The following is a 23,698-nucleotide window of genomic DNA, read 5'->3' on the forward strand; positions in this document are numbered from 1 at the left end:
GCAGGTTGTGGGCAACGCGACGACATAACGGGCGCGAACAGGCGAAAGAGGGCTGGCGTGGGTCGGGCAATTAGCAAATCAGGCGTATTGACTGCATTGGGTGCAATGTCGGGGACCTCGCTGGATGGCGTGGACGCGGCGGTGATCAAAACGGACGGTTACAGAATTCTTGGCTTTGGGCCCACCGGATACCGCGCCTATTCAGATGCAGAGCGGAAAACGCTTCGCGCAGCACTGGGGCAGTGGCACGGCCCCGAGGTGGATGCCGCGGCGGAATTGGTCACGCTTGCCCATGCCGAAATACTGGCCGACTTCGACAAGATTGACCTGATAGGGTTTCACGGTCAGACCCTAGCACATGAACCAAGCGGGCGCGGTACGTTGCAGGTGGGTGACGGCGATGGCCTGACGCAGGCCTTGGGTGTCCCCGTCGTTTGGGATTTCCGCAGCGATGATGTGGCGATGGGGGGCGAGGGCGCTCCGCTTGCGCCCTTTTTCCACTTTGCCTGTGCCAAGTGGATTGAGGCCAACCAACCGCTTTGTTTTCTGAACCTGGGCGGGGTCGGGAACCTGACCTATGTAGATCCCAGGTTTGATGGCCCTGAAATACCAGGTGCGCTCTTGGCTTTTGACACCGGTCCGGCCAACGCACCGGTTGATGATCTGATGCAGGAACGTCTGGGTTTGCCCATGGATCGCGACGGCGCGATTGCGCGCGGCGGCAGGGTCGAGGCCGGAGCACTTGAGTTGTTTCTTGCAGAGCCCTTCTTTAACAGGATGCCGCCAAAATCACTGGACCGGAACGACTTTGCCGAGATGATCCGCCTAGTCCAGGAATTATCAGATGCTGATGCAGTTGCCACGCTTACCGGCATGTGCGCCGCCGGAGTTGCGCAAGGGATCGAGCATTGCCCGGAACCACCGTCGCGTGTGTTGGTGACAGGAGGGGGACGGCATAACCCGGTCCTGATGGAGATGCTGCGCGTTTCGCTGGATTGTCCGGTGGAGCCGGTCGAAGCGGTTGGTCTGGATGGAGATATGCTGGAAGCACAGGCCTTTGCCTATCTTGCTGTCCGTGTCGCGCGCGGGCTGCCGACCTCTTGCCCCGGCACCACCGGGGTCAAGGCACTGGTCGGGGGCGGGATGGTCAGCGTTCCATCGAGCGAACGTAGTCTGACGTAAATTCTGAATACCCCTCAGAAGTCGATTTCAGATGTGCTTTGGTCCAGTCATGCAGCGTTGGCAGCTGGTGAAACGGCACGTTTGGAAAGGCGTGGTGTTCTGCGTGATAGGGCATGTTCCAGGCCAGAAATCGGACCAATCGGTTGGTGAACGTAGTGCGCGAGTTTTCAAGCATATTCGCCACCGGCGGGCAGAGGCCGTGTTCCGCAAGCAGGTACAGCCGAAGAACGGGCTGTGCCACCAAGACCGGCAACAGCCATAAGCTGACCACCAAAGGAGACACCAGCAGGCTTGCCCCTGCAAGCGCGTAAATGGCCAGCAGGACACGGGCCTCAATCCGCATGGCCTTATGTTGGCGATGCGGCAAATAGGGCGCCTCGATCCGGCCCATTGCGTTACTGATCAGAACGCTCGTCATCCCAGACCAATAAGGCCAACCACTCAGATAGATCATCAGGCCGGGCCAGCTGTCGGGGCGCGGTTTGCCACCCAGCTCTGGATCTTTGTCCGGGTGGCTGGTCCATTTGTGATGCGCAAGGTGATAGTATCGAAACCAGGTAAAGGGCAGGGCGATTGGGATTGAGACAAGATGCCCAACCGCGTCATTCATCCAGCCGGTCCTAAACGGCGTTTTGTGGGTGCATTCATGGCTGAGGGTGAACAGAAACACCAGCAGCACGCCTTGCGGCAGGATCAGCAGCGGCCAGAGCGGGATTTGCACGGCGATGCCTGTGCTGGTTGTGAACAACACCAATAGATACAGCACCAAGTGCCTCAGACCCGCCGCGTCAGACCGCATCTGCAGCCGGTCTTTGGCCTCGGCCGGGAGTGATGCGATGAGGGCGCGGTGATCCATCGGTCAGCCTCGGGGGATGTCGAACCCTGGAGCGGCGAGCTCGAACCCGTCAAACTCAAACCCCGGGGACACGGTGCAAGAGACCAGCGTGTAGGCCCCGGTGCTGCGCGCGGCCTGCCAGTGATCCTTGGGCACGATCAGTTGTGGCGCGCCTTGCGACAGGTCCGGGGTCAGCATGTGGTCGGTCGCCGGGCCAGTTTCGGTTGCGCTGAGCGACAGCACCAAGGGCGCCCCCGCGTGATACAGCCAGATCTCGGTCGCATCGACGCGGTGCCAATGGCTGGCCTCACCCTCGGGCAGCAGGAAATAGATGCAGGTCCCGGTGGCGCGGCTCTCCTGGTTATCGGCGCGCCAGGTTTCTCGGAACCAGCCGCCTTCGGGGTGGCGTTGCAGATTCAGATGTTGAATGATCTCTTGTGCGGTCATGGGGCCTCGGTCGTTTCAGGGCGATTATGCACGGGATTGGACGATCCGCTATGGTATTCGTCCCGATCAGGAATATGTTTGGAACATGACTCTGATGATCCCCTTCGACAACAGTTACGCCCGTTTGCCAAACAGCTTTTATGCGCGGCAAGCGCCGGTGCCGGTTCGTGCGCCTCGCTTGATTGCTTTCAACTCCGATCTTGCGCAGATTCTGAGAATCACGCCCGGCGAGGTGCATGAAATGGCCGAGGCCTTTTCCGGCAACGCCCTGCCAGAGGGGGCAGAACCGATTGCACAGCTCTATTCAGGGCATCAGTTCGGAAATTATAACCCCCAGCTTGGGGACGGGCGCGCGGTTTTGCTGGGCGAGACAGTTGGGACGGATGGCGTTCGACGGGATATCCAGTTGAAGGGATCAGGCCCGACGCCGTTTTCCCGACAGGGTGACGGACGTGCATGGCTGGGTCCGGTGCTGCGCGAGTATGTGGTGTCCGAGGCGATGCACGCACTGGGCATCCCGACCACAAGGGCGCTGGCCGCCGTTGAGACTGGCGAGGCCATTTTTCGAGAAGGTCCAATGCCTGGTGCGATCCTGACCCGTGTCGCACAAAGCCACCTGCGCGTAGGTAGCTTTCAGATCTTCGCCGCGCGTGGACAGTTGGACAGTCTGCGTCGACTGACAGATTATGCCATCCAGCGACATTACCCGCAGGCCGACGGCCCGATGGGTCTTTTGCGCGCTGTTGTCGACGCACAATCGCAGTTGATTGCCGCATGGATGAGTGTGGGATTCATCCATGGGGTGATGAATACTGACAACTGCTCGATCTCAGGCGAAACCATTGATTACGGCCCTTGCGCCTTCATGGATAACTATCATCCCAATACCGTCTACAGCTCGATCGACCGCATGGGTCGCTATGCCTATTCCAACCAGCCCGAAATCGCCGTTTGGAATGCAGCGCAGCTGGCGACCGCGCTGATCCAGCAGTTCGAGGATAAAGAGGCCGCCGTTGCTGAGGCTACCGAGATCGTCCATGCGATGCCCGACCTGATACAGCAGCAATGGCTTACAAAGTTCCGGGCCAAGATCGGTCTTGTGACGCAGGAAGACGGCGATCTTAAGATGATCTCGGACTTGCTGAATTGCATGGCGCAGAACCAGGCGGATTTCACAAACACCTTCCGGGCGCTGGGCGGCGATCAGGCGCGGGATCAATTCACCGATCCGCAGGCCTTTGATCAATGGGCAGACGGTTGGCGGTCGCGGCTGTCTCGTGAAAAAAAACCTGCTGAGGTGATTAACAAGGCCAATCCGGCCTATATCCCGCGCAACCACCGGGTCGAACAGATGATCCAGGCGGCGGTGCAGGGGGATTTTGACCCATTCCACCGGCTGAACAATGTGCTGTCCCGGCCCTATGAGGATCAACCCGGCGCTTTGGATCTGACACGGCCACCGGCACAGGATGAGGTTGTTCAGGCGACCTTCTGCGGTACATGAGTTCCTCACACCTGTTTTCGCAGTCAGCTACGTCGGTGTTTCGCCATGCGCTTGCTTTGGTGAAGCCGGCTTGCAATCAACGATGAGCAGCGCAATCCTGCGATCTCAAACGGACTTTCAGGAACCCATGTCTCAGACCGCAATCCTGCGCATCGCCAGCTATAATATTCAGAAATGTGTCGGACTGGATCTGCGTCGACAGCCCCAGAGGATTCTTCAGGTCATCGAAAGCCTGCAGGCCGATATTGTCGTCTTGCAAGAGGCCGACAAACGATTGCCTCCGCGCCCTGCGGCCCTGCCGCATTTCATGCTGGACGAAGCGGGATGGCAGATCGTTGATTTGGGTGGGGCTGGCAGCTTGGGGTGGCATGGGAATGCAGTGATCTGGCGGGGTGATGCGATCCGTGTCCGGCAGACCGGGCATCACGAATTACCGGGGCTGGAACCGCGTGGAGCTGTCAGGGTCGAGTTTGACACACCAATCGGTCCGCTTCGGGTGATGGGCATGCATCTGGGGCTCTTGCCCGCCTCACGCCGTCAGCAAATCACCCACCTCAGACGGTGCGATGCGAATCTTGAGGATTTGCCAACTGTCTGGGCGGGGGATTTCAATGAATGGTCCCGACAGCCGGTTCTGGATCACCTGGCCCCGGATATGCACTTTCTTCCACCATTCCCCAGCTTTCCAGCGGCACAGCCGCTGGGCGCGCTGGATCGGATCGCGCTCGGCGCGGGGCTTGAGGCTGTTTTGCATGGCGTGCATTCGGTGCGACCCGCGCATATCGCCTCGGATCACTTGCCAATCTGGGCCGATCTACGCCTTGTAGCTTAGCCGGTAAATCCCCTGTAGCGCCGATCACGCATACGGTTTAATACAGAGAACCGAATATATGCCGAGGGTTCCTATGTCCGACACGATCATCGCCCGTTGCGAAGCCAAAGGCCTGCGTATGACAGGACAGCGCCGCACGATTGCACAGGTGCTGCAACAAAGCGATGATCATCCCGATGTCGAAGAGCTCTATTCGCGCGCCTCGCAGGTTGATTCTGGTATTTCCATCGCCACCGTCTATCGGACCGTCAAACTGTTCGAAGAGGCCGGGATTTTGGAGCGTCTGGAATTCGGTGATGGTCGCGCGCGGTACGAGGATGCCGAACGGGACCATCATGATCACTTGATCGACATGCAGTCAGGTGAAGTCATCGAATTTGTAGATCCTGAGATCGAAGCGCTACAGGAAAAGATTGCAGCTAAGCTGGGCTACAAGCTGAAAGGGCACCGGCTGGAACTGTATGGCGTTCCGCTGGACCACGACTGATCCATCACAAAAAACGAACGGCCTGCGCACGGGAATTCATGATTCCCAGGCGGATATTGCTTGCCTGACCGCCCGGCATCGGCTTTTGCTTGGATATGACCGGCTGAACGCGCCGCAATATTCTACGGACAAAACTATGAACAACGTGAACGGCATTTTGCTGGTCGTCGGCGCAATGGCGGCCTTTGCACTTGAAGATATGTTCATCAAACACCTGTCGGTCACAGTGCCAACAGGACAGATCATGGTCATTCTGGGCCTTGCCTGTGGTTTGGTTTTCGCAGCGATGGCCCTGTTCACACGCAAGCACATCTTTGATGTCGCCGCGTGGCAGACCTTGCCCCTGATCCGCGCGCTCTGCGAAGGGCTGGGAGCCGTGGCGTTTGTGACCGCGCTGTCTCTGGTCGATTTGTCAACGGTTGCCGCGGTGTTTCAGGCAATGCCTTTGGTCGTTACAATGGGGGCGGCGTTGTTCCTGGGCGAGCAGGTTGGATGGCGGCGATGGAGCGCAATCGGCGTTGGTTTCATCGGTGTTCTCTTGATCATCCGACCGGGGTTGGACGGGTTCCAGCCAGAAACCCTTTTCGTCGTGGCCAGCGTTGTGGCTATTGCCGCCCGCGATCTGATCACACGCAGGCTGGATGTGCGTGTGGCCTCGGCAGTAGTTGCGATGCAGGCCTATGGAGCGGTTACCATTGCCGGTCTTGTGCTGATCTCAATGGCCGGCCAGCCGGTCGTTGCGCTGAACCAGGCGCAATTCGGGCCGTTCCTGGGCGCGATTGGATTTGGTGTTCTGGGGTATTACGGGATTGTCAGTGCAATGCGGATTGGCGATGCCTCGGCCCTGACCCCGTTCCGATACACCCGGCTGGTGTTTTCTATCGCGGCCGGAATGCTGATGTTCGGGGAGCGCCCGGATATGATGACGGTTGCCGGTGCCTCGCTGATCCTGGGGTCGGGGCTCTATACCTTCCTGCGCGAACGGCGTCTCGCGCGGTCACTGGCTGTCGCGGCCTGACGGATCGTCGCAGGTTTGCGCAAACAGGCTCTCAGACCTGTGTTAGCGATAACATGAGTGGTTTACTTTTTGCCCTATACTGATATGAGGCTGGCAACTGATTGCAGCCACAGGGACGGGCCTCATGAGCACCATCATCGACATCCATGCACGCGAAATTCTGGACAGCCGGGGCAACCCGACCGTCGAAGTGGACGTGATCCTGGAAGACGGCACCATGGGCCGTGCCGCCGTCCCGTCGGGTGCCTCGACCGGCGCCTATGAGGCGGTCGAAAAGCGTGATGGCGACAAATCGCGCTATATGGGCAAGGGCGTGCTCGAAGCGGTTGCCGCCGTAAATGGTGAGATCGCCGAAGAACTGGTTGGGTTCGACGCGACCGAGCAGGTGGCGATCGACCAGACTATGATCGAACTGGACGGCACCGAAAACAAAGGCCGTCTCGGCGCAAACGCCATCTTGGGCGTTTCGCTGGCAACGGCCAAGGCGGCAGCGGATTTCACCACGCAGCCGCTGTTCCGCTATGTCGGCGGCACCTCGGCCCGTATCCTGCCCGTGCCGATGATGAACATCATCAACGGTGGCGAACATGCCGACAACCCGATCGACATTCAGGAATTTATGATCATGCCGACTTCGGCCGCGAATATCCGCGACGCGGTGCGCATGGGGTCCGAGGTGTTCCACACTCTGAAGAAAGAGCTGTCGTCGGCAGGTCTTGCCACAGGTGTCGGCGACGAGGGCGGCTTTGCCCCCAACATCGCCAGCACGCGCGAGGCACTGGATTTCATTCTGAAATCCATCGAAAAGGCGGGCTACAAGCCGGGTGAGGAAATCCATCTAGCTTTGGATTGCGCCGCGACCGAGTATTACAAAGACGGCAAATACGTCCTGTCGGGTGAGGGCAAGAGCCTGACCTCGGAAGAAAATGCCGACTATCTGGCGGCGCTGGTCAACGACTATCCGATCATCTCAATCGAAGATGGTATGTCTGAAGATGATTGGAACGGCTGGAAGGCCCTGACCGACGCCATCGGCGACAAGGTGCAACTGGTGGGCGACGATCTGTTCGTCACCAACCCCACGCGACTGGCGGAAGGGATTGAACGCGGTTGTGCCAACTCGATGCTGGTCAAGGTGAACCAGATCGGAACACTGACCGAGACGCTGCGCGCCGTCGATATGGCCCATCGCGCACGCTATACCAATGTGATGTCGCACCGCTCGGGCGAGACCGAAGATGCCACGATTGCCGATCTGGCAGTGGCCACGAATTGCGGTCAGATCAAAACCGGATCACTGGCGCGGTCAGATCGGTTAGCCAAGTATAATCAACTGATCCGTATCGAAGAATCTCTGGGTGAGATTGCCGAATACGCAGGGGCCTCAATCCTCAAGCGCTGAAACCTGTAAGCCTGAATCTTGATTGCCTGGCCTGTGGAAATGGGCCGGGCTTTTTTGTGTTGGATTGTAGGTTTTGCCCATGTCTAAATCTCAAACCGGCACTTTAGCATGATTGGGTCAGAAGAAACTTGGGAGGTTATGAATAGTATTATCTAGATATATTAATGACTTATATAGGGGTCCTGCGCTGGCGATCCTTATGTGTGAACTTTTTCCTTTTTGTTCTGTAGTGCGCATTCGTATCATATTGAAATAACAGATAAGGGGAACACTATGAATGGTTCGAAACTTCTTCTGGTAGCGTCTGCACTCAGCACTGTATTTCTGGTTGCTTGCTCAGAGCCTGGAACATATCCGATCACCGGTACGGCAGTGTCCCCTGACGATCCGGTGGCAAACCTTGAAGCACCGGTTTACATCCGTCGCGGTGAGGCCCGGTAGGGTCTGTCAATCTTTCGCGGGTGGCCTTGTTGTTCAGCCAAACAGAAATGGATCAAAGGGTTTTGCTCATCAGCATATAGCGGTCACGAGGCTTGAAACCTGTGCGTAGATACAGTTTCTGTGCCGTCTCGTTTGTACGATCGACTTCAAGATGCAAGGCTGTGAGCCCCGCGCTCGCCAACGCCTTGGGCAAATCCAGCAAGACTTCAGACGCAATTCCGCGCCCTCGCACGGCAGGACGAATATAGATCTCATCCACGAATCCATCCATGCCGCCGAATTCAACAGACCACCCAAAGGTCAGGATGACATAGCCCAAGGGTGCGCGACCGGGCCCAATCAGGTAGATGCACCCAAAAGGTATTCCCTCGAGAAGAGGGGCAAGCGCATTGCGCGTCTGATCGGCATCCTGGGTAATGCCTTCTTCGGCGTGAAAGGCGGCGACCAGACCAACCAGACGTTCCAGATCCTCGGGGCGGGCAAGGCGAAGTGCGGCGCTCATAGTCGGGCCAGCCGATCCGTGAGCAGATCAAAGAACCCGCCAGCGTCAATTTCTCCGATGAACAGGGCGTTGGGTTTTCTGTCGGTAACACCCCACCAATCGGCAACGGTCATGCCCAGGGTCAGCTCTGATTGGGTCTCGACTTCGACATTCACCAGCCGCCCGGTAAACAGTTCGGGTTTGATAAGATAGGCTGTCACGCAAGGGTCGTGTAGCGGAGCACCTTCCGAGCCGTATTTGTTCTTGTCGAACCTTTCAAAGAAATCGGTCATCTCGGCCACCGCGACACCGGCCTTGTTTCCAATTCTACGGAAGGCATCGTTGCGCGTCTTGGTCACCAGAGCTTTATGCGTGACATCAAGCGACATCACCACAATGGGACGTCCAGATTTGAACACAATATCAGCGGCTTCTGGATCGACGTAAATGTTAAATTCGGCGGTTGGGGTGATGTTTCCAACTTCGAAATATGCCCCTCCCATCAAAACGATCTCTTGAACCCGGTCCACGATGTCAGGCGCTTTGCGGAACGCTGTGGCGATGTTGGTCAATGGCCCAAGGGGACAGAGCGTAACGGAGCCTGGTTCATGCGCGCGCAACGTGTCGATGATGAAATCGACGGCATGCCCTTCTGACAGCGGCATCTGCGGATCCGGCAGAATCGGCCCATCCAAGCCAGTTTTGCCATGCACATGCTCTGCTGTGATCAGGGGGCGCTCTAACGGGCGGTCGCATCCGGCATAGACGGGGGTCTGGGTATGGCCAGCCAGTTCACAGACAATACGCGCGTTTTTGGCGGTTAGCTCTAAGGGTACGTTGCCAGCGACTGCGGTAATGCCCAAAACCTCAATTTCGTCGGGGCTGGCAAGCGCCAGCAGAATGGCGACGGCATCGTCCTGTCCCGGATCGGTGTCTATAATAATTTTGCGAGCGGGCATGATCGTCTCCGGAGGTCGTGAAGGTGGGACACTCGCAAGTGTCCGAGAGCTTGTCTAGCGGTTTTACGTTCCGGCCTCGGCCTTTGCCGGCGGGAGTTTGCCATTGGCCCGATGTTCCTCGATCTTCACCTCGTCCCAAAGCGCGTCCATCTCTTCCAGCGTGCTTTCTGTTGGGGTTTTTCCCCGTGCAGCCAGGCGCGACTCGACCTGCTCGAACCGGCGGGTGAACTTGGCGTTGGTCCGACGCAGGGCGGTCTCGGGCTCGACCCCAAGATGGCGGCCCAGATTGACCATAACGAATAGCAGATCGCCGAACTCATCCTCTAACGCATCCGCATCCATGCGGTCGCGTGCCTCTTCCAGCTCGGCAGCCTCTTCGGTTATCTTGGCCAGCACATGGCTGGCATCGGGCCAGTCGAATCCAACACGGGCGGCACGTTTCTGCAATTTGAGAGCACGCAGCAGCGCGGGCAGGTTGGCGGCGACACCGTCCAACGCGCCTTGTTGTTCTTTACCAGCACGTTCGGCTGCTTTGATGGCTTCCCAGTCCAGTGTTTGCTGCTCTGCCGATTTGTCGCGGGATTCGTTGCCAAAGACATGCGGGTGCCGGGCGACCATCTTGTCCGACATGGTGCGCACCACGTCCTGAAAGGTGAAATGCCCGGCTTCTTCGGCCATTTGTGCATGAAAGACAGACTGGAACAGCAGATCCCCGAGTTCGCCCTTCAGCTCATCATAAGCCTCACGTTCGATGGCATCAGCGACCTCATAAGCCTCTTCGATCGTATAAGGAGCGACCGTGCCGAAATCCTGCTCGATATCCCATGGGCAGCCGGTTTGAGGGTCGCGCAGTCGGCGCATGATCTCTAACAAGCGTTCGATGCCAGCATCGCTGTCATGGATCAGAGGATTTTCGGCCATTGCGAACCCTTTCGTTCCGGTGTCAGATGCATCCATTCCGCAGTCACGATCAGGAGTCCACCCCAGATGCCCGTCGTCAACCGAATTGCCGATTTCTCTGCCGATATGGCCGCATGGCGCCAGCATCTGCATACGATCCCCGAGCTTGCATTCGAATGCCACGAAACCGCGGCCTTTGTCGCTGATCGACTCCGTGAGTTCGATGTGGATGAGGTGCACCAAGGGATCGCCACCACTGGGATCGTTGCGATCATCAATGGCCAGGGTGAGGGGCCGACGATCGGTCTGCGCGCTGATATGGACGCTCTGCCTATCCCCGAGGAAACAGGGGTCGCGTACCAATCAACCAAGCCCGGAAACATGCATGCCTGCGGTCATGACGGGCACACCACGATGTTGTTGGGCGCAGCGCGCTATCTGGCGGAAACCCGAAATTTCCGTGGACGCGTGGCGCTGATCTTTCAACCGGCCGAAGAAGAGGGTGGTGGCGCGGGCGTCATGGTCGAAGAGGGGATTATGGACCGGTTCGACATTTCCCAAATCTATGCATTGCACAATGCGCCTGGAATTCCCGAAGGATCCTTTCAGACAACCCCCGGGCCGATCATGGCTGCTGTTGATACGTTCGAAGTTCACATTCAGGGCCTTGGTGGCCATGGTGCCATGCCGCATGAAACCCGGGATCCGGTGATGGCGGCCTGCGGTATCGCCCAGGCGATTCAGACCATCGTCAGTCGTAACAACTATGCTTTGGACAGTCTGGTGATCTCGGTCACGCAAATCCATACCGGCACCGTGAACAACGTGATCCCCGATACCGCCTTTATCAACGGCACTGTGCGCACTTTTGATCCGACTGTGCAGAAAATGGTGATGGAGCGGATGGAACAGATCGTACAAGGACAAGCCCAATCCTATGGTGTCGAAGCGCGGCTGGACTATGAGGTCAACTATCCTGCAACAATCAATGACGCCGACAAGACTGGTTTTGCCGCAGAAATCGCGCGTGATGTTGCCGGTGCAGATCGCGTGATGACCAATGTCGACGCGATGATGGGGGCCGAGGATTTTTCATACATGCTGCAGTCGCGCCCCGGCGCTTACCTGTTTCTGGGGCAAGGCGAGGGGGCCGGACTGCATCATCCGAAATACAACTTCAACGACGACATCGCGCCGGTTGGGGCGTCTTTCTTTGCGCGGATCGTCGAAAAGGCCCAGCCTTTGGGCTGACAGGAGAAAGACATGGCACTGGAAGATTCAAAGAATTTCGTCGACGAGGCGTTTACCAATCCTGAACTGAAAGGCGTCTCGTACGAGAATACTTTCGGGGGGGCGATGTCATTTTTGCGCCGCTTGTATACCAAGGATCTGACCGGGATTGATATCGCCGTAACCGGCGTGCCATTTGATCAGGCGGTGACGAACCGCCCCGGTACGCGTCTTGGGCCACGCGCCATCCGCGAGGCCAGCACGTTGCAATCCCCGGATGAGCCTTATGGCTGGCCGTTTGATGCGCTAAGCGAATTGGCAATCGTGGATTACGGGGACATGGCTTATGACTACGCCAATATACCTGCCTTTCCGGACACATTGACGGACCACATTCGCACAATTCTCAACGCTGACGTGGCCTCGGTGACGCTTGGTGGGGACCACTATATCAGCTTCCCGATCCTGAAGGCCTATGCCGAGAAATACGGGCCGATGTCCTTGCTGCAATTTGATGCGCATACGGATACATGGGCTGACGACGACATGTCCCGCGTGGATCATGGCACCATGTTCTACAAGGCGGTCAAATCAGGGATAGTGGACCCTAAGCGTTCCGTTCAGGTGGGTATTCGTACGACGAACGAAGATACTTTGGGGGTCAACATCATTGACGCTCGGGAGGTGTACGAGTCCGGTCCCGCCGCCGTGGCGCAAAAGATCAAAGGCATTCTTGGTGACAACCCGGTTTACCTGAGCTTCGATATCGACGGTCTGGACCCGGCCTTTGCGCCTGGCACGGGAACGCCGGTCTGGGGTGGACTGAGTTCGATTCAGGCCCAGATCATCCTGCGCGACATTGCTGGGATTAACATCAAAGGCGGGGACGTGGTCGAGGTTTCGCCGCCCTATGACACCTCAGGTGCGACAGCGATTGCAGGCGCACATGTGGCGACCCAAATCATTTGCCTGCTGGGATGGAACAAGCTGAAGCCTTAACCTTTGGTTAGCCATCTTTCCGGTATCAGGTTAGCAGCAGGCAGGACGGAAGACATAACGGCATGACACAATTCAACCAACCAATCAGCGGTAACGATCTGGCGCGTTTTTCCGGCCCAAACACGTTCATGCGCCTGCCGCAGGCGGATACATTGGCCGGATTGGATGTGGCCGTAATAGGCATACCGATGGATATCGGCACCTCTTGGCGGTCGGGGACACGGTTCGGACCGAAACAGATCCGCAGCGAAAGTGCGATGCTGCGGCCTTACAATATGGCCACCTTTGCGGCCCCCTTCGACAGCTTGCAAATCGCGGATATCGGAGATCTGGCGATCAACACCTTTTCGCTGTCCGACAGTCTGAGGATCATCAAGGAGAGCTATGACGCGATTCTGGCGCAGGGTGTGACACCTGTGGCGATGGGGGGCGATCACTCGATCACCTTGCCGATCCTGCGGGCTATAGCTGCGAAACACGGGCCTGTGGCGCTGGTCCATGTGGATGCCCATGCGGATGTAAATGATGAGATGTTTGGCGAAAAGGAAACCCACGGCACCGTTTTCCGGCGCGCCTATGAAGAAGGGCTGATCGTGCCGGACAAAACCTTTCAGATCGGCATCCGAGGCTCTGGCTATGCGGCATCGGACTTTACCGAGGCCAAAGGGTGGGGCTTTCGCCAATACCCCGCATGGGAGCTTTGGCAGCAGAACCTGACGGTCATGGGCGCGCAGATACGCAATGAGATCGGGGATCATCCGGTCTATATCACCTATGACATTGACAGTCTGGACCCGTCTTTCGCCCCCGGAACCGGCACGCCCGAGATCGCCGGGTTAACCACACCGCAGGCGCTGCAACTGATCCATGCCCTGGGCGGGACAAATGTGGTTGGGTGTGATCTGGTCGAGGTTTCTCCGCCGTATGATCCCTCTGGCAATACGGCGCTGACCGCTGCCAATCTGCTGTTTGAACTGCTGTGCATATTGCCAGGCGTGACGTCACGGTAGGGATCACGGCAGTCTCTTGTTTGCTATGCGGAACTGCATATGGTTCCGCAATCTAACAGAGTGAAAAGATGAAAATGACGCTGTGGCTGATTGCGGGTCTGATTGTCCTTGTGGGGGCGTATATACGGCTTGCGCCGTCTGATCCCGCCATCTGGCACAATACCCCCGTCGGCGACGCGAACAGGGACCTCCGTGGTGGCGTCGTGCGAGTACTTGAAACGGGGCCGGACGGGTTGGCGCAGTTGAACGAAATCGCAATGGCCTCACCACGTACAAAGGTTCTGGCCGGGTCAGTTGATGACGGGATGGTCACCTATATCACCCGTACCAAAGTGATAGGTTTTCCAGATTACACAACCGCCCAGCAGAACGGCGATACACTGCGCATCTATGGCAGGTTGCGCTTTGGTCGCTCAGATTTTGGGGTAAACCGAAACCGCGTTGATGGCTGGCTCGCGCGGATGCAGCGCTGAGGACAGGCATCCTTCCTGTACCTCGCGCCACATCGGAACGTTCAGTGACATCTGACATTGTGCAGTGAAAATGCGACCGTCGACCTGCAGGCAGATCATCTCGCCCAATTCAACGCGTGACCCGGATTTGTCAGTGCAATAGCAGTCCTGTACCTTGCCGCCGGGACCGACGACATCGGCCATCACGGGCGTCGCAAAAAGCGATAGAACCAGAACCAACCGTCTCATGCGGGGCAGCTTAGCATACGGACAGCCCTTGACCATAGCCCCGGATTAAGAGACACCGCCCGGATGATCCCTGAAGAACGCCTTGAACAGATAACTCAGCGATTCCAATACCTCGAAGCAGCCATGGCAGATGGTGCTTTGGGCGGCGATATTGCTGTGCTGGCCAAGGAATATTCGGACCTCAAGCCGGTGGTCGATCAGATCATGGCATGGCGCCAGCTGGTCACTGACCTTGCCGAGGCCGAGGCGATGCTGGCCGATCCCGATATGAGGGAGCTGGCCGAAGAGGAAATCCCCGACCTGCAGGCCCAAATTCCCGGTGCCGAACACGCCCTGCAACTGGCCTTGTTGCCTAGGGATGCAGCCGATGCGCGCCCGGCCATGTTGGAAATCCGCCCTGGAACCGGCGGTGATGAGGCCGCGCTTTTTGCAGGCGACCTGCTGCGCATGTATCAGCGGTATTCCGAAGCGCGCGGCTGGAAATTCGAGATCCTCGAAGAGCAGGCGTCTGATCTAGGCGGCATCAAAGAGGTGGTTGCCCATATCAAAGGCGACAACGTCTTTGCCCGTTTGAAATACGAATCTGGCGTTCACCGGGTGCAGCGGGTGCCGGAGACCGAAAGTGGCGGGCGCATTCATACCTCGGCGGCGACCGTGGCGGTTCTGCCCGAGGCCGAGGATGTCGATATTCAGATCGACGCCAATGATATCCGTATCGACACGATGCGCAGCTCGGGTGCGGGTGGGCAGCACGTGAACACCACCGATTCGGCCGTGCGGATTACACACTTGCCCACCGGGCTTGTGGTGACCAGCTCCGAGAAATCCCAACACCGCAATCGCGAGATCGCGATGCAGGTTCTGAAGACCCGACTCTATGATCAGGAGCGTCAGCGGATTGACAGCGAACGCTCGGCAGATCGGGCGAACCAGGTCGGGTCTGGCGACCGGTCGGAACGGATCAGGACCTATAATTTCCCGCAAGGCCGCATGACGGACCACAGGATCAATCTGACGCTGTACAAGTTGGATCAGGTGATGCAGGGCGATCTGGATGAGGTAATCGACGCATTGACCGCGGATGATCAGGCGCGTCTCCTGGCCGAGATGGCGCAATGACCGGCGGCCAGACAGCGGCTCAGGCCATGGTGGCCGCTACGGCAAGATTGCGTGCGGCTGGTGTGGCTGATCCGGCGCGGGATGCGCGGGTTCTACTCGCCCACGCCGCCCGGATCGAAGCAAGTCGCGTGACACTGATTACACCCGAAGAGCTTTTACCGGATATTGCTGAGCGATACGAGCAACTGATCTCGCTTCGGGCCATTCGTGTGCCCGTTTCTCATCTGTTGGGGGAACGTGAGTTTTACGGCCGTCGGTTCAAAGTTAGCCGGGACGTGCTGGATCCACGCCCGGAAACAGAGGTTCTGATCGAGGCCGCGCTGAGCGAACCCTTTGACTATGTCCTCGATCTGGGGGTTGGATCGGGGTGCATCCTGATCACATTGCTGGCCGAACGCACCAGTGCATCGGGTATTGGTGTGGATCTGAGCGAGGCGGCCTGCCTACAGGCCAGTGCAAATGCCGTGCAACACGATGTTCAGAACCGGATCGAAATTAAGCAATCCGATTGGTTTGGAAACATTGAAGCAAAATTTGACCTGATTGTTTCAAACCCGCCCTATATTTCCCTTCCGGAAATGGACACCCTGGCACCTGAAGTGCGGGACCATGAGCCGCGGATGGCATTGACAGACGAAGGTGACGGCTTGGGGGCCTACCGTAGGATTGCTGCCGCCGCCCCGGATTTTCTATTGCTCCATGGTCGGTTACTTGTCGAAATCGGACCCGAGCAAGGGCAGAGCGTCGCATCTTTGTTTGACGCAGCAGGATTGACAGACGTACGGATCATTCCCGATCTGGATGGTCGCGACCGCGTCGTTTTCGCCAGAATGCCTTCATGACGGAACATTCTGAGGCCGAAATGCGCCGATTGATATAAAAAAGGTACAAAAATTGGGACAAACCTCTTGTCTGCACGCTCTGGACGTGTTTACTCAGGTGTAGTCAGAGAGGTTGACGCTGTTACAGCGGGCCCCTGACGCCAAGCCCAAAAAAGCCGACATCGTGTCATAGCTAAGCCCTTGAGCAGTGCAAGACGCGAACTGATCGGCAGCGAACGACAAGGCTGACTAAAGTAGATGAGATCTTCCAAATCCCGCTCTCGGGCAAAGAATAACCGCAATCGTCCTTCTGGCGGCAACGTCGTAAACCGAGTTTTCGACAGTTCGGGCCCAGAGGGCAAAGTGCGTGGCACGCCGCAACAGATTATTGATAAATATAATCAGCTTGCACGCGATGCTCAGTTGTCTAACGACCGTGTAGCTGCCGAAAACTTTCAGCAGCACGCCGAACATTACCTGCGTTTGCTTAGCGAAGCTCAGCGTGAAATGGATGCACGCCGTGAGGAGCAAGAGCGTCAGAATCGCGAACGCCAGGCTGAACGAGATCGTGAGCGTGCCGAGCGTCAGGAACGCGAAACCGTCCGCCAGTCGGATCCCGCTGAGGCACCTCAACCTGATGTGATGGGGTTTGCCGCTGACGCAGCTGCCCCGGAATCCGGGCTAGTAGAAACGCCTGAAAGCAAAAGCCCTGAAGAGGCCGAGAAAAAAGAAAAACCGGCCCGTCGGCCTCGGGCGCGCAAGCCCAAAGCCGCACCTGCTGCGACTGAGGACGCGCCCTCCGGCAACGGTGATACGCCTGAAGCGGCAGAGTAAATCAGCCAGTATAGAAAAGAAAAACCCTGCGGTCTGTTAGGCCGCAGGGTTTTTTGTTTCAGGATCTTTTGACTTCGCGGGCCAATGCGCAGAACGCTTCTAAAGGCACTTGTTCCGCACGTTCGGTGGGTTTGATTCCGGCGGCGATCAGGCGGTCTTCGATATCCGGGGCCACGCCCTTTAGCGAGGCTCGCAGCATTTTGCGGCGCTGATTAAAAGCGGCGGCGACCACGCGGGACAGTGTGGCAGGATCAGCCGGATAGCGCGGTTGCGACAGGGCGATCAGGTGGACCACGGCGCTTGAGACCTTGGGGGGCGGGGTGAACGCTCCGGGTGGCAGTGACATGGCGATGCGCGCGTGGGCCCGCCATTGGGCAAGGATGGCTAAGCGACCATAGGCTTTGCCGCCGGGTTGGGCGACGATCCGTTCCGCCACTTCGCGCTGAAACATCAGGGTCAGGCTTTGCCAGAACGGAGGCCATTGCGGCGGGGTCAGCCAGCGGACCAGCAATTCGGTGCCGACGTTATAGGGCAGGTTCGCAGCCACACGGATCGGAGGGGTCAGATGCGTAAGCGGATCAATCTCAAGCGCGTCACCGTTGATGATCTCAAGCCTGCCAGGATAGGCGGCGGCGATGTCGTTTAGGGCAGCGATACAGCGTGTGTCTTTTTCAACCGCGACAACCTTGCGCGCACCTTCTGAAAGTAGCCCACGGGTCAGCCCGCCGGGGCCGGGGCCGATTTCCAGAACATCGCATTCCGCAAGATCTCCGGCCTGCCGCGCGATCTTGGCGGTCAGGTTCAGATCCAGCAAAAAGTTCTGGCCTAGCGACTTGCGAGCCGAGAGTTGATGCGAGGCGATAACCTCGCGCAGAGGGGGAAGGTTGTCGATAGTGCTCATGATCCGATCACCGTGGCGCGGTTTGATAGGAGAGCGCCAGAGAATTTTTACCTCTGGCCGGGATATTTACAGCCCGCTGAAGGATCAAGAGCTTTGTGCCATCTGCTGGGCAAGTTTCAGCGCTTCGATCAGGCTGGTGGGGTTTGCAAGGCCTTGCCCCGCAATGTCCAGTGCAGTCCCGTGATCGGGTGAGGTTCGGATAAATGGAAGGCCTAGGGTAACGTTCACACCGCGATCGAAATCCAGCGTCTTGATCGGAATCAGAGCCTGATCGTGATACATAGCGATGGCGGCGTCATAGCGTGCGCGCGCTGCGGCGTGGAACAATGTATCCGCGGGGTGCGGGCCGGTGACGGTATACTCTTTGCCGGACAGCTCCGCAATCAGCGGCGCAATCCAGTCCAGTTCTTCTTGTCCCATCTTGCCGCCTTCACCGGCATGCGGGTTGAGGCCCGCGACGGCTATCCGCGGGGTGGCAATACCGAACTGTGATTGTAGTCCCTGGGCGGTGATTTCGATGGTTTCCCGCAAAAGCTCGGGCGTAAGCTCGCAAGGAACGCGTGAGAGCGGGATGTGGATGGTTGCTGGTACAACGCGCAGTTGGTCGCTCGCCAGCATCATCACAACACGTTGGGACCCAGCCAAGGCGCCCAGAAATTCAGTATGGCCGGGGAATGAGAAACCTGCCCCGTCGATAAGTGCTTTCTTGTGGATCGGTGCGGTACATAGCGCCGATGCAGAACCGGACTGAACCAGCGCCACGCCGGTTTCAATGGCAGTGACAACTGATCTGGCGTTGGCTGGATTAGGGTGCCCAGACCGGTTGGGGGCTGGAAAGTCCAGTTGCAGTACGGGCAGGGCAGAGCCACAGATCTCGACCGCCTGAGAGGCGTCGCTGATCTGTACCGACGGTGTCTCGGGCGGCAAATGCGCGGCATCGCCAATATAGAAGAAAGGGCAGGTGGTTCTAAGGCTGGCCCAGGCTTTTGCGGCGATCTCGGGCCCAATTCCGGCCGGATCGCCGCAGCTGAGCGCGATTGGCTTCATTGTTCAACAATAGTTGCGTCGGCACGCATTTGCCCCAACAGGCTTTCTGCAAGTGTTTGCAGCCTTTGCTGGGTCAGAGCATTGGCGACATCTGCACGCGTTGTCTCTTCGCCAAGGTTGCGGGTACGTGTGCACAACATCACAAAAGCCAGTGTTTGGCCGTTGTTACGGGTCAACGTGGTTGAAACTTCGTTCAGGTCCAGTTTGGCCAGTTCCAATGCGATATCGCGCGGGATTTCCGACGGTTTGCTGACATTCCGCTCTAAGACTTCTGCTGGCTTGTTTTGCACGATACCGTACAGATCATCGCAAGTGTCTATTTCTTCTTTCAGCTTTTCGGCTGCGGCCAGTGTTTCCGCACTACGACCACCGGGCATGTAATAGACAGCATAGTCGATCTCGGAATAGGTGGGCGTACTCGCAGCGGTCTCACGCAAACCGCGCATCTGAAACAGTGCCACGGCATTGGGCAGCGGAATGGGCTGGGTGACGTCACCATTTTTGAGCCCGATGATGACCGGCTGCAGCGCCGGGGGCAGATCGGTCAAGTTCAACCAGTCAAGGCGCCCCCCATTGGTGCGAGTTCCGGCCGCCGAGTACTGTGTTGCGGCGGTTGAAAAGGAATCATAGCCCTCGATCAAGGCGATCTCTTCGGCCAGCAGTTGAACCTGTGACAGGTTTTGTTGGTTCACAGGAATAATGATTTCCGAAAGAAGGACTTGCAGGCCACCACTTCCAGATTGTCCAAGTGCGCGATTGATCTCGTCTTCCGATGGTCTCGCCTGCGACAGAAAACGCGCGCTGACGAATTCACGCCAGGAAATCTGATCCTTGATGAAATCCCGAACCGTCTCACGGTCAACACCGGCATCCGCCAGAAGCTGCAGGAATTCGTCGCTCGAAAGCTGACCGCGGGCTGCAAATTGGTCTATTCCAACCTGAACGTCTTCGGGGGCGACCACGATTCCAGCGTCGCGCATCGCCTGTTTGCGCAGGCGGTCGTCTATCAGAGCTTTGCGCACGTCTTCCTCGGTTGCGCCGGGAACACCCAGAATCGAGAGGAATTGCAGGCGCTGTTCCAGCTCATACCAGGTCACGATGTCTTGATTAACCTTTATGGCAGGCGAGAACAGGTTCTGCGCCACTGCCTTTACAGGTGCTATGGCAATCGAAACTGCAACCAGTGCCGGAGCAACCAGCCCGATATGGCTGGAACGAAAGAAACGTGAAAAACCTGTTATCAACTGCATCTTCTCTTGTACTGTTTGCCGCCACCTTCGACAGAATATCCTGTCAGAGCTACGGTAAAGCCGAATTCGGTCGAAGGCTCAATACTTGATGACGAGGTATAGCGCCTGCTGACCGACATGTTAACCTGAACACACTCGTTCCGGTACGTGATACCCAACCCATATCTGATCGGTTCAGATTCGCTCAGGTCATACCGCGCCTGAGCACGGGTTTGCCAGTTCTGATCGATGTCGTACCGCCCGCGCAACCAGATCTCAGAAATCTCATCGTCGACATTTTCTGCGGGATCGGGTTCTTGCCAGACATAGCTTCCGCTGAGGGCCGTTGTTTCCTTTTGCCATGCAGCACGCAGCTCGGCCTTGGCAAAGCTGAAATCTCCGTTCACCAAACCTCGTCCGGCCAGAGACCACCCGTTGGGCGTTTCAAGTTGTCCGGCGATCAACACATCGGACGATGTGCCCTGAAGGCCCGATGTAAGGTTAAAGTCGGGATCAGCATCCGCACGAAAGACCTGACCGATCGTGGCACGCGCTTGCCAGCCCCTGGAGCCATAACGCGCCCAATTCACCCCAACAACGCCGCTGACCCCATCTTCGCGCCTGTCCTCGGCAGGGAATCGGGACAGGGATAGCAGGTTACCCTGGTCAAACTCCTGAAACGTACTTTCGTCGATAGGAACATCATTGTCGGAGACATGCGTCCACCCGATCTGCGCGATGGGTTCCAGCAACTGGGTTGCGCCCGACGCCTCGCGGCGGGTCATTGGCATGCGCAGCGTCAGTGCGGCGCGCGGGGTCGTGCGGGTCACCTGATCGGGATAGGCGCTGTCGTGGCGGATATTGAACGTGTCGATTGACGCGCCTACTTGGGCATCTGCACGCAGCCCCCAGCCCAGTATCCAGCTGCGCAGCCATTCGGTATCGAAGGTCGCTCGGGCAACATCGCGCCCGATAACGTCCTCATTGCTCGTTCTTTCATGGGCATGACCGATGAAAGCCATCCGCACCTCTCCTCCGACAGCTGCCGGGAAGAAGCGTTTGCGATAGTTCAGGTCGAAGATTCGAGAAGGAATCTGATCCTGATCCTCGCTATCTCGCAAGGTTTTATAGTGGTTTAGGCTGGTCCGGAAAGCGGTATCGCGCTTGATCCTTTCCAGGGCAATTTCGCTGCGCAGACGGTCAAAGTCGGGCAGGCCGTAATCAGCCAGATAGGAATCGTCGGACGTAGTTCGGATGTTGAAGGTCAGGCGATAGTCGTCCGGCAGATCAAACCAACCGTTGGTAAAGAAATATCCGCGCGCCTCGTCCCGTTGAAGGTCATCGCGAGTATGCGCGCCTTCGATTTTGATCCGTCCGTTCTTAAAGGCCTGACGATAGCGATAGCCCAGAGTTCTGGTCTTACCGGAAAGGTAAGGTGTCAGCGTGAGGTCCTTGTGATCTCCAAGCTTGAAGAAATAGGGAACCTTTATGCCTGTGCCCAACTGCGAGGTGGTGCGGACCGATGGGACCAGAAAACCAGTCGCCCGGTCCAGCGTTGGGTCGGGGAGACGCAGGTAAGGGAAATAGAAGACCGGCACATCCAGCACCCGGAATTGCGCACCTTCGAAATAGAGCTGTCGTTCCAACTGATCATGGGTCACCTTGCGGGCACGGATTTGCCAGAGCGGTGGCCGCCCATCCGTGCAGACATGGCAAGACGTCGCCGAGACTTTGCTGAACTGGGTGTATCTGCCGCCAGCACGTGTCGCCTGCACCGAGGCAATTTGCACCTGTTGGTCGAACACCATTCGGGCGCCGATCAAAAGGCCGTTGAGCAAACCCCGGTCGAGTTCTGCGGAATCCGCCAGAACTGTCGTTCGATTGCCCTGATCAATCCGGATCGGTCCTTCCAGTGTAAGCTCACCGCTTTCGCGGTCGTACAAAATCCGACTGGCCGTCATTTTGACGTCACCCTGAAACGCTTCGACATTGCCCTCTGCGATCAGCACACGCTCTGGGGTTATGAAAATCTTGTCGGCGACAAGTAAGGCTGGTGGCTCTTGCTGGGACGCGTTCGTCGTTTGATCCTGTTCCGGCAAAGTCTGGGCCATGACATCCGAAGGCGAAGACAATGCAACCGCACCCGAGAGCAATAGCAGAGCAAATTTGCGCATCAGCCATCCTCCGCATGCAACAGCAGGCCAAGAGAAAGAAGGATGGCCGCAAATGGCGGGGCCCAGGCTGCAACGAAGATAGGCAACTGACCGTTTTCTCCCAATATTTGCGCGAAATTACGGACGAAATAGATGGCGAAGCCCAGTAGCACGGCCGTCAGCACCGCTATCCCTGTGCCGCCGAACCGGACATGTCGCATGGTAAAGGCCGCGCCGATCAGGACCATTGCGACCAGAAACAGAGGTCTTGCCAGTTGGACCTGAAACCAGACCTCGTATTGCTTGGTCGAAAATCCGGCTTCGCGCAAGTCTCGGATCAACTGGGGCAAATCGTAGACAGACATCGAATCCTGTTTGCCTAACCTGTCCAGAATGCGCTGACGCGTCAGGGTGGTCGGAATCTCCAGACGATCATGCTCTTTCGAGCCAGCTTCGGGATTGATGCCGTTCATAAGCGGCCAGATCTTGGCATCCTGTAAAACCCAAAAACCGTCTTCCAACTCGGCCTGTTTGGCAGAGATTTGGCGTGTCGGCTGACCAATCGCGTCGAATGTTATTATGGTGACATCCTTCAACAGCAGGGTGTCACCGTTTGACGTTCTGCGCGCGTGGACAACCGATTGGCCCTCTTCTGTAGCTTGCCGTAACCACAAACCCTCACTGCTGATCGAAAGAGCTGAGTTGGTGCGGTTACGGTAGGAATCGGAAAGCCGTTGGAATTCTTCGGAAGTTGCGGCAGCAAACGGGTTAAGCACCGCAACTGCCAAGGCTCCGATCAACAGGGCCAGAGTTACAGGTGCAAGCAGGACGCGAATTCCAGACCGCCCGATCGAGCGCGTCACCACCAATTCCGAGCTGCGCGCCAATCCGATGAACAACGCAATCGTGGACAGGATGATCAGCAGAGGCAGCATCTCACCGATGGCGGCGGGCGTATTCAATAGGGTCAGATACAAAAGCCGGCCAAATGACAGATCGACCTCATCAAAGCGCCGTACCTGTTCAATCAGATCGATCAGAATCATCAGCGTCAAAAAGATACAGCCAATGACCAGAAAGCTCTGGGTGAACCGGCGGGCAAAATATCGATCCAGGATCACCGATGCGCCCTCGGCATCACTGCGTTGCCTGCAGCGGGGGCCTTG

25 protein-coding genes are annotated in these 23,698 nt (G+C 57.5%); 14 read left to right on the forward strand and 11 right to left on the reverse strand.

Going from position 1 to position 23,698, the window contains the following annotated elements:
• Positions 1 to 57: 57 nt before the first annotated feature.
• Positions 58 to 1,182, forward strand: a complete 1,125-nt coding sequence (locus AC2FJW_RS07020; RefSeq protein WP_496749611.1) for an anhydro-N-acetylmuramic acid kinase — start codon at positions 58 to 60, stop codon at positions 1,180 to 1,182.
• On the opposite strand, the gene AC2FJW_RS07025 is transcribed toward AC2FJW_RS07020, so the two are convergent.
• Both AC2FJW_RS07025 and AC2FJW_RS07030 read right to left on the reverse strand, forming a co-directional pair.
• Positions 1,148 to 2,038, reverse strand: a complete 891-nt coding sequence (locus tag AC2FJW_RS07025) for a fatty acid desaturase (RefSeq protein ID WP_496749612.1) — start codon at positions 2,036 to 2,038, stop codon at positions 1,148 to 1,150. The genes AC2FJW_RS07020 and AC2FJW_RS07025 overlap by 35 nt on opposite strands.
• Positions 2,039 to 2,041: 3 nt before the next feature.
• Positions 2,042 to 2,464 carry a cupin domain-containing protein gene (locus tag AC2FJW_RS07030; protein WP_496749614.1) on the reverse strand — a complete coding sequence of 141 codons (423 nt, stop codon included), beginning with the start codon at positions 2,462 to 2,464 and terminating at the stop codon, positions 2,042 to 2,044.
• Between the two features lie 85 nt (positions 2,465 to 2,549).
• Between AC2FJW_RS07030 and AC2FJW_RS07035 the strand changes: the two genes are divergently transcribed.
• The 6 genes from AC2FJW_RS07035 to AC2FJW_RS07060 all read left to right on the forward strand — a co-directional run bounded on the left by AC2FJW_RS07035 (position 2,550) and on the right by AC2FJW_RS07060 (position 8,148).
• Complete coding sequence (locus AC2FJW_RS07035; RefSeq protein ID WP_496749695.1) at positions 2,550 to 3,968, forward strand: protein adenylyltransferase SelO; 1,419 nt, start codon at positions 2,550 to 2,552, stop codon at positions 3,966 to 3,968.
• A gap of 127 nt (positions 3,969 to 4,095) precedes the next feature.
• Positions 4,096 to 4,800: an endonuclease/exonuclease/phosphatase family protein gene (locus AC2FJW_RS07040; RefSeq protein WP_142635102.1), complete on the forward strand. Its 705-nt coding sequence runs from the start codon at positions 4,096 to 4,098 to the stop codon at positions 4,798 to 4,800.
• Between the two features lie 73 nt (positions 4,801 to 4,873).
• Positions 4,874 to 5,287, forward strand: coding sequence for a Fur family transcriptional regulator (locus AC2FJW_RS07045; RefSeq protein WP_142633379.1), 414 nt, complete (start codon positions 4,874 to 4,876; stop codon positions 5,285 to 5,287).
• 136 nt (positions 5,288 to 5,423) lie between these two features.
• Positions 5,424 to 6,305, forward strand: a complete 882-nt coding sequence (locus AC2FJW_RS07050) for a DMT family transporter (RefSeq protein WP_496749616.1) — start codon at positions 5,424 to 5,426, stop codon at positions 6,303 to 6,305.
• 124 nt (positions 6,306 to 6,429) lie between these two features.
• Entirely contained in the window at positions 6,430 to 7,707 is a 1,278-nt protein-coding gene (eno, locus tag AC2FJW_RS07055; protein ID WP_496749618.1) for a phosphopyruvate hydratase, read from the forward strand.
• A 273-nt stretch (positions 7,708 to 7,980) separates the two neighbouring features.
• Complete coding sequence (locus AC2FJW_RS07060; protein ID WP_185956604.1) at positions 7,981 to 8,148, forward strand: hypothetical protein; 168 nt, start codon at positions 7,981 to 7,983, stop codon at positions 8,146 to 8,148.
• 52 nt (positions 8,149 to 8,200) lie between these two features.
• Here the strand turns inward: AC2FJW_RS07060 and AC2FJW_RS07065 are convergent, their stop codons facing one another.
• From AC2FJW_RS07065 to mazG, 3 genes are all read right to left on the reverse strand, one after another.
• Positions 8,201 to 8,650, reverse strand: a complete 450-nt coding sequence (locus AC2FJW_RS07065; protein ID WP_142633385.1) for a GNAT family N-acetyltransferase — start codon at positions 8,648 to 8,650, stop codon at positions 8,201 to 8,203.
• Positions 8,647 to 9,588, reverse strand: a complete 942-nt coding sequence (locus tag AC2FJW_RS07070; RefSeq protein WP_496749619.1) for a nucleoside hydrolase — start codon at positions 9,586 to 9,588, stop codon at positions 8,647 to 8,649. The genes AC2FJW_RS07065 and AC2FJW_RS07070 overlap by 4 nt, the downstream gene beginning before the upstream one ends.
• 63 nt (positions 9,589 to 9,651) lie before the next feature.
• On the reverse strand, positions 9,652 to 10,509 hold the full coding sequence (mazG, locus tag AC2FJW_RS07075) for a nucleoside triphosphate pyrophosphohydrolase (protein ID WP_496749620.1): 858 nt from the start codon (positions 10,507 to 10,509) through the stop codon (positions 9,652 to 9,654).
• Positions 10,510 to 10,575: 66 nt separating this feature from the next.
• On the opposite strand from mazG, the gene AC2FJW_RS07080 reads away from it, so the two are divergent.
• From AC2FJW_RS07080 to AC2FJW_RS07095, 4 genes are all read left to right on the forward strand, one after another.
• The gene (locus AC2FJW_RS07080) at positions 10,576 to 11,739 is read left to right on the forward strand and encodes a M20 aminoacylase family protein (RefSeq protein WP_142633389.1); all 1,164 of its coding nucleotides are present in this window, start codon (positions 10,576 to 10,578) and stop codon (positions 11,737 to 11,739) included.
• A gap of 12 nt (positions 11,740 to 11,751) precedes the next feature.
• Positions 11,752 to 12,717, forward strand: coding sequence for an agmatinase (speB, locus tag AC2FJW_RS07085; RefSeq protein ID WP_142633391.1), 966 nt, complete (start codon positions 11,752 to 11,754; stop codon positions 12,715 to 12,717).
• A gap of 62 nt (positions 12,718 to 12,779) precedes the next feature.
• Positions 12,780 to 13,727, forward strand: coding sequence for an agmatinase (speB, locus tag AC2FJW_RS07090; RefSeq protein ID WP_281971979.1), 948 nt, complete (start codon positions 12,780 to 12,782; stop codon positions 13,725 to 13,727).
• A 68-nt stretch (positions 13,728 to 13,795) separates the two neighbouring features.
• Positions 13,796 to 14,200, forward strand: coding sequence for a DUF1499 domain-containing protein (locus tag AC2FJW_RS07095; protein WP_496749621.1), 405 nt, complete (start codon positions 13,796 to 13,798; stop codon positions 14,198 to 14,200).
• Here the strand turns inward: AC2FJW_RS07095 and AC2FJW_RS07100 are convergent.
• Complete coding sequence (locus AC2FJW_RS07100; RefSeq protein ID WP_496749622.1) at positions 14,141 to 14,428, reverse strand: hypothetical protein; 288 nt, start codon at positions 14,426 to 14,428, stop codon at positions 14,141 to 14,143. The two genes, AC2FJW_RS07095 and AC2FJW_RS07100, sit on opposite strands and share 60 nt — an antisense overlap.
• Before the next feature lie 63 nt (positions 14,429 to 14,491).
• Between AC2FJW_RS07100 and prfA the strand changes: the two genes are divergently transcribed.
• The 3 genes from prfA to AC2FJW_RS07115 all read left to right on the forward strand — a co-directional run bounded on the left by prfA (position 14,492) and on the right by AC2FJW_RS07115 (position 17,202).
• Entirely contained in the window at positions 14,492 to 15,547 is a 1,056-nt protein-coding gene (gene prfA / locus AC2FJW_RS07105; protein WP_496749623.1) for a peptide chain release factor 1, read from the forward strand.
• Positions 15,544 to 16,389 (forward strand): peptide chain release factor N(5)-glutamine methyltransferase, encoded by an 846-nt coding sequence (gene prmC, locus AC2FJW_RS07110; RefSeq protein WP_496695680.1) that lies wholly within the window; start codon positions 15,544 to 15,546, stop codon positions 16,387 to 16,389. Before prfA ends, prmC begins: the two co-directional genes overlap by 4 nt.
• A gap of 237 nt (positions 16,390 to 16,626) precedes the next feature.
• The gene (locus AC2FJW_RS07115; RefSeq protein ID WP_496691122.1) at positions 16,627 to 17,202 is read left to right on the forward strand and encodes a DUF4167 domain-containing protein; all 576 of its coding nucleotides are present in this window, start codon (positions 16,627 to 16,629) and stop codon (positions 17,200 to 17,202) included.
• Between the two features lie 58 nt (positions 17,203 to 17,260).
• On the opposite strand, the gene rsmA is transcribed toward AC2FJW_RS07115, so the two are convergent.
• The 5 genes from rsmA to lptG all read right to left on the reverse strand — a co-directional run bounded on the left by rsmA (position 17,261) and on the right by lptG (position 23,653).
• On the reverse strand, positions 17,261 to 18,103 hold the full coding sequence (rsmA, locus tag AC2FJW_RS07120) for a 16S rRNA (adenine(1518)-N(6)/adenine(1519)-N(6))-dimethyltransferase RsmA (protein ID WP_496749624.1): 843 nt from the start codon (positions 18,101 to 18,103) through the stop codon (positions 17,261 to 17,263).
• A gap of 84 nt (positions 18,104 to 18,187) precedes the next feature.
• Entirely contained in the window at positions 18,188 to 19,150 is a 963-nt protein-coding gene (gene pdxA, locus AC2FJW_RS07125) for a 4-hydroxythreonine-4-phosphate dehydrogenase PdxA (protein WP_496749625.1), read from the reverse strand.
• Complete coding sequence (locus tag AC2FJW_RS07130) at positions 19,147 to 20,400, reverse strand: peptidylprolyl isomerase (RefSeq protein WP_496749626.1); 1,254 nt, start codon at positions 20,398 to 20,400, stop codon at positions 19,147 to 19,149. The genes pdxA and AC2FJW_RS07130 overlap by 4 nt, the downstream gene beginning before the upstream one ends.
• The gene (locus AC2FJW_RS07135) at positions 20,391 to 22,553 is read right to left on the reverse strand and encodes an LPS-assembly protein LptD (RefSeq protein WP_496749627.1); all 2,163 of its coding nucleotides are present in this window, start codon (positions 22,551 to 22,553) and stop codon (positions 20,391 to 20,393) included. Before AC2FJW_RS07135 ends, AC2FJW_RS07130 begins: the two co-directional genes overlap by 10 nt.
• Positions 22,553 to 23,653 carry an LPS export ABC transporter permease LptG gene (gene lptG / locus AC2FJW_RS07140; protein ID WP_496749629.1) on the reverse strand — a complete coding sequence of 367 codons (1,101 nt, stop codon included), beginning with the start codon at positions 23,651 to 23,653 and terminating at the stop codon, positions 22,553 to 22,555. Before lptG ends, AC2FJW_RS07135 begins: the two co-directional genes overlap by 1 nt.
• Positions 23,654 to 23,698 lie beyond the last annotated feature (45 nt).

This window comes from Ruegeria sp. CDSA020 (assembly GCF_059612345.1).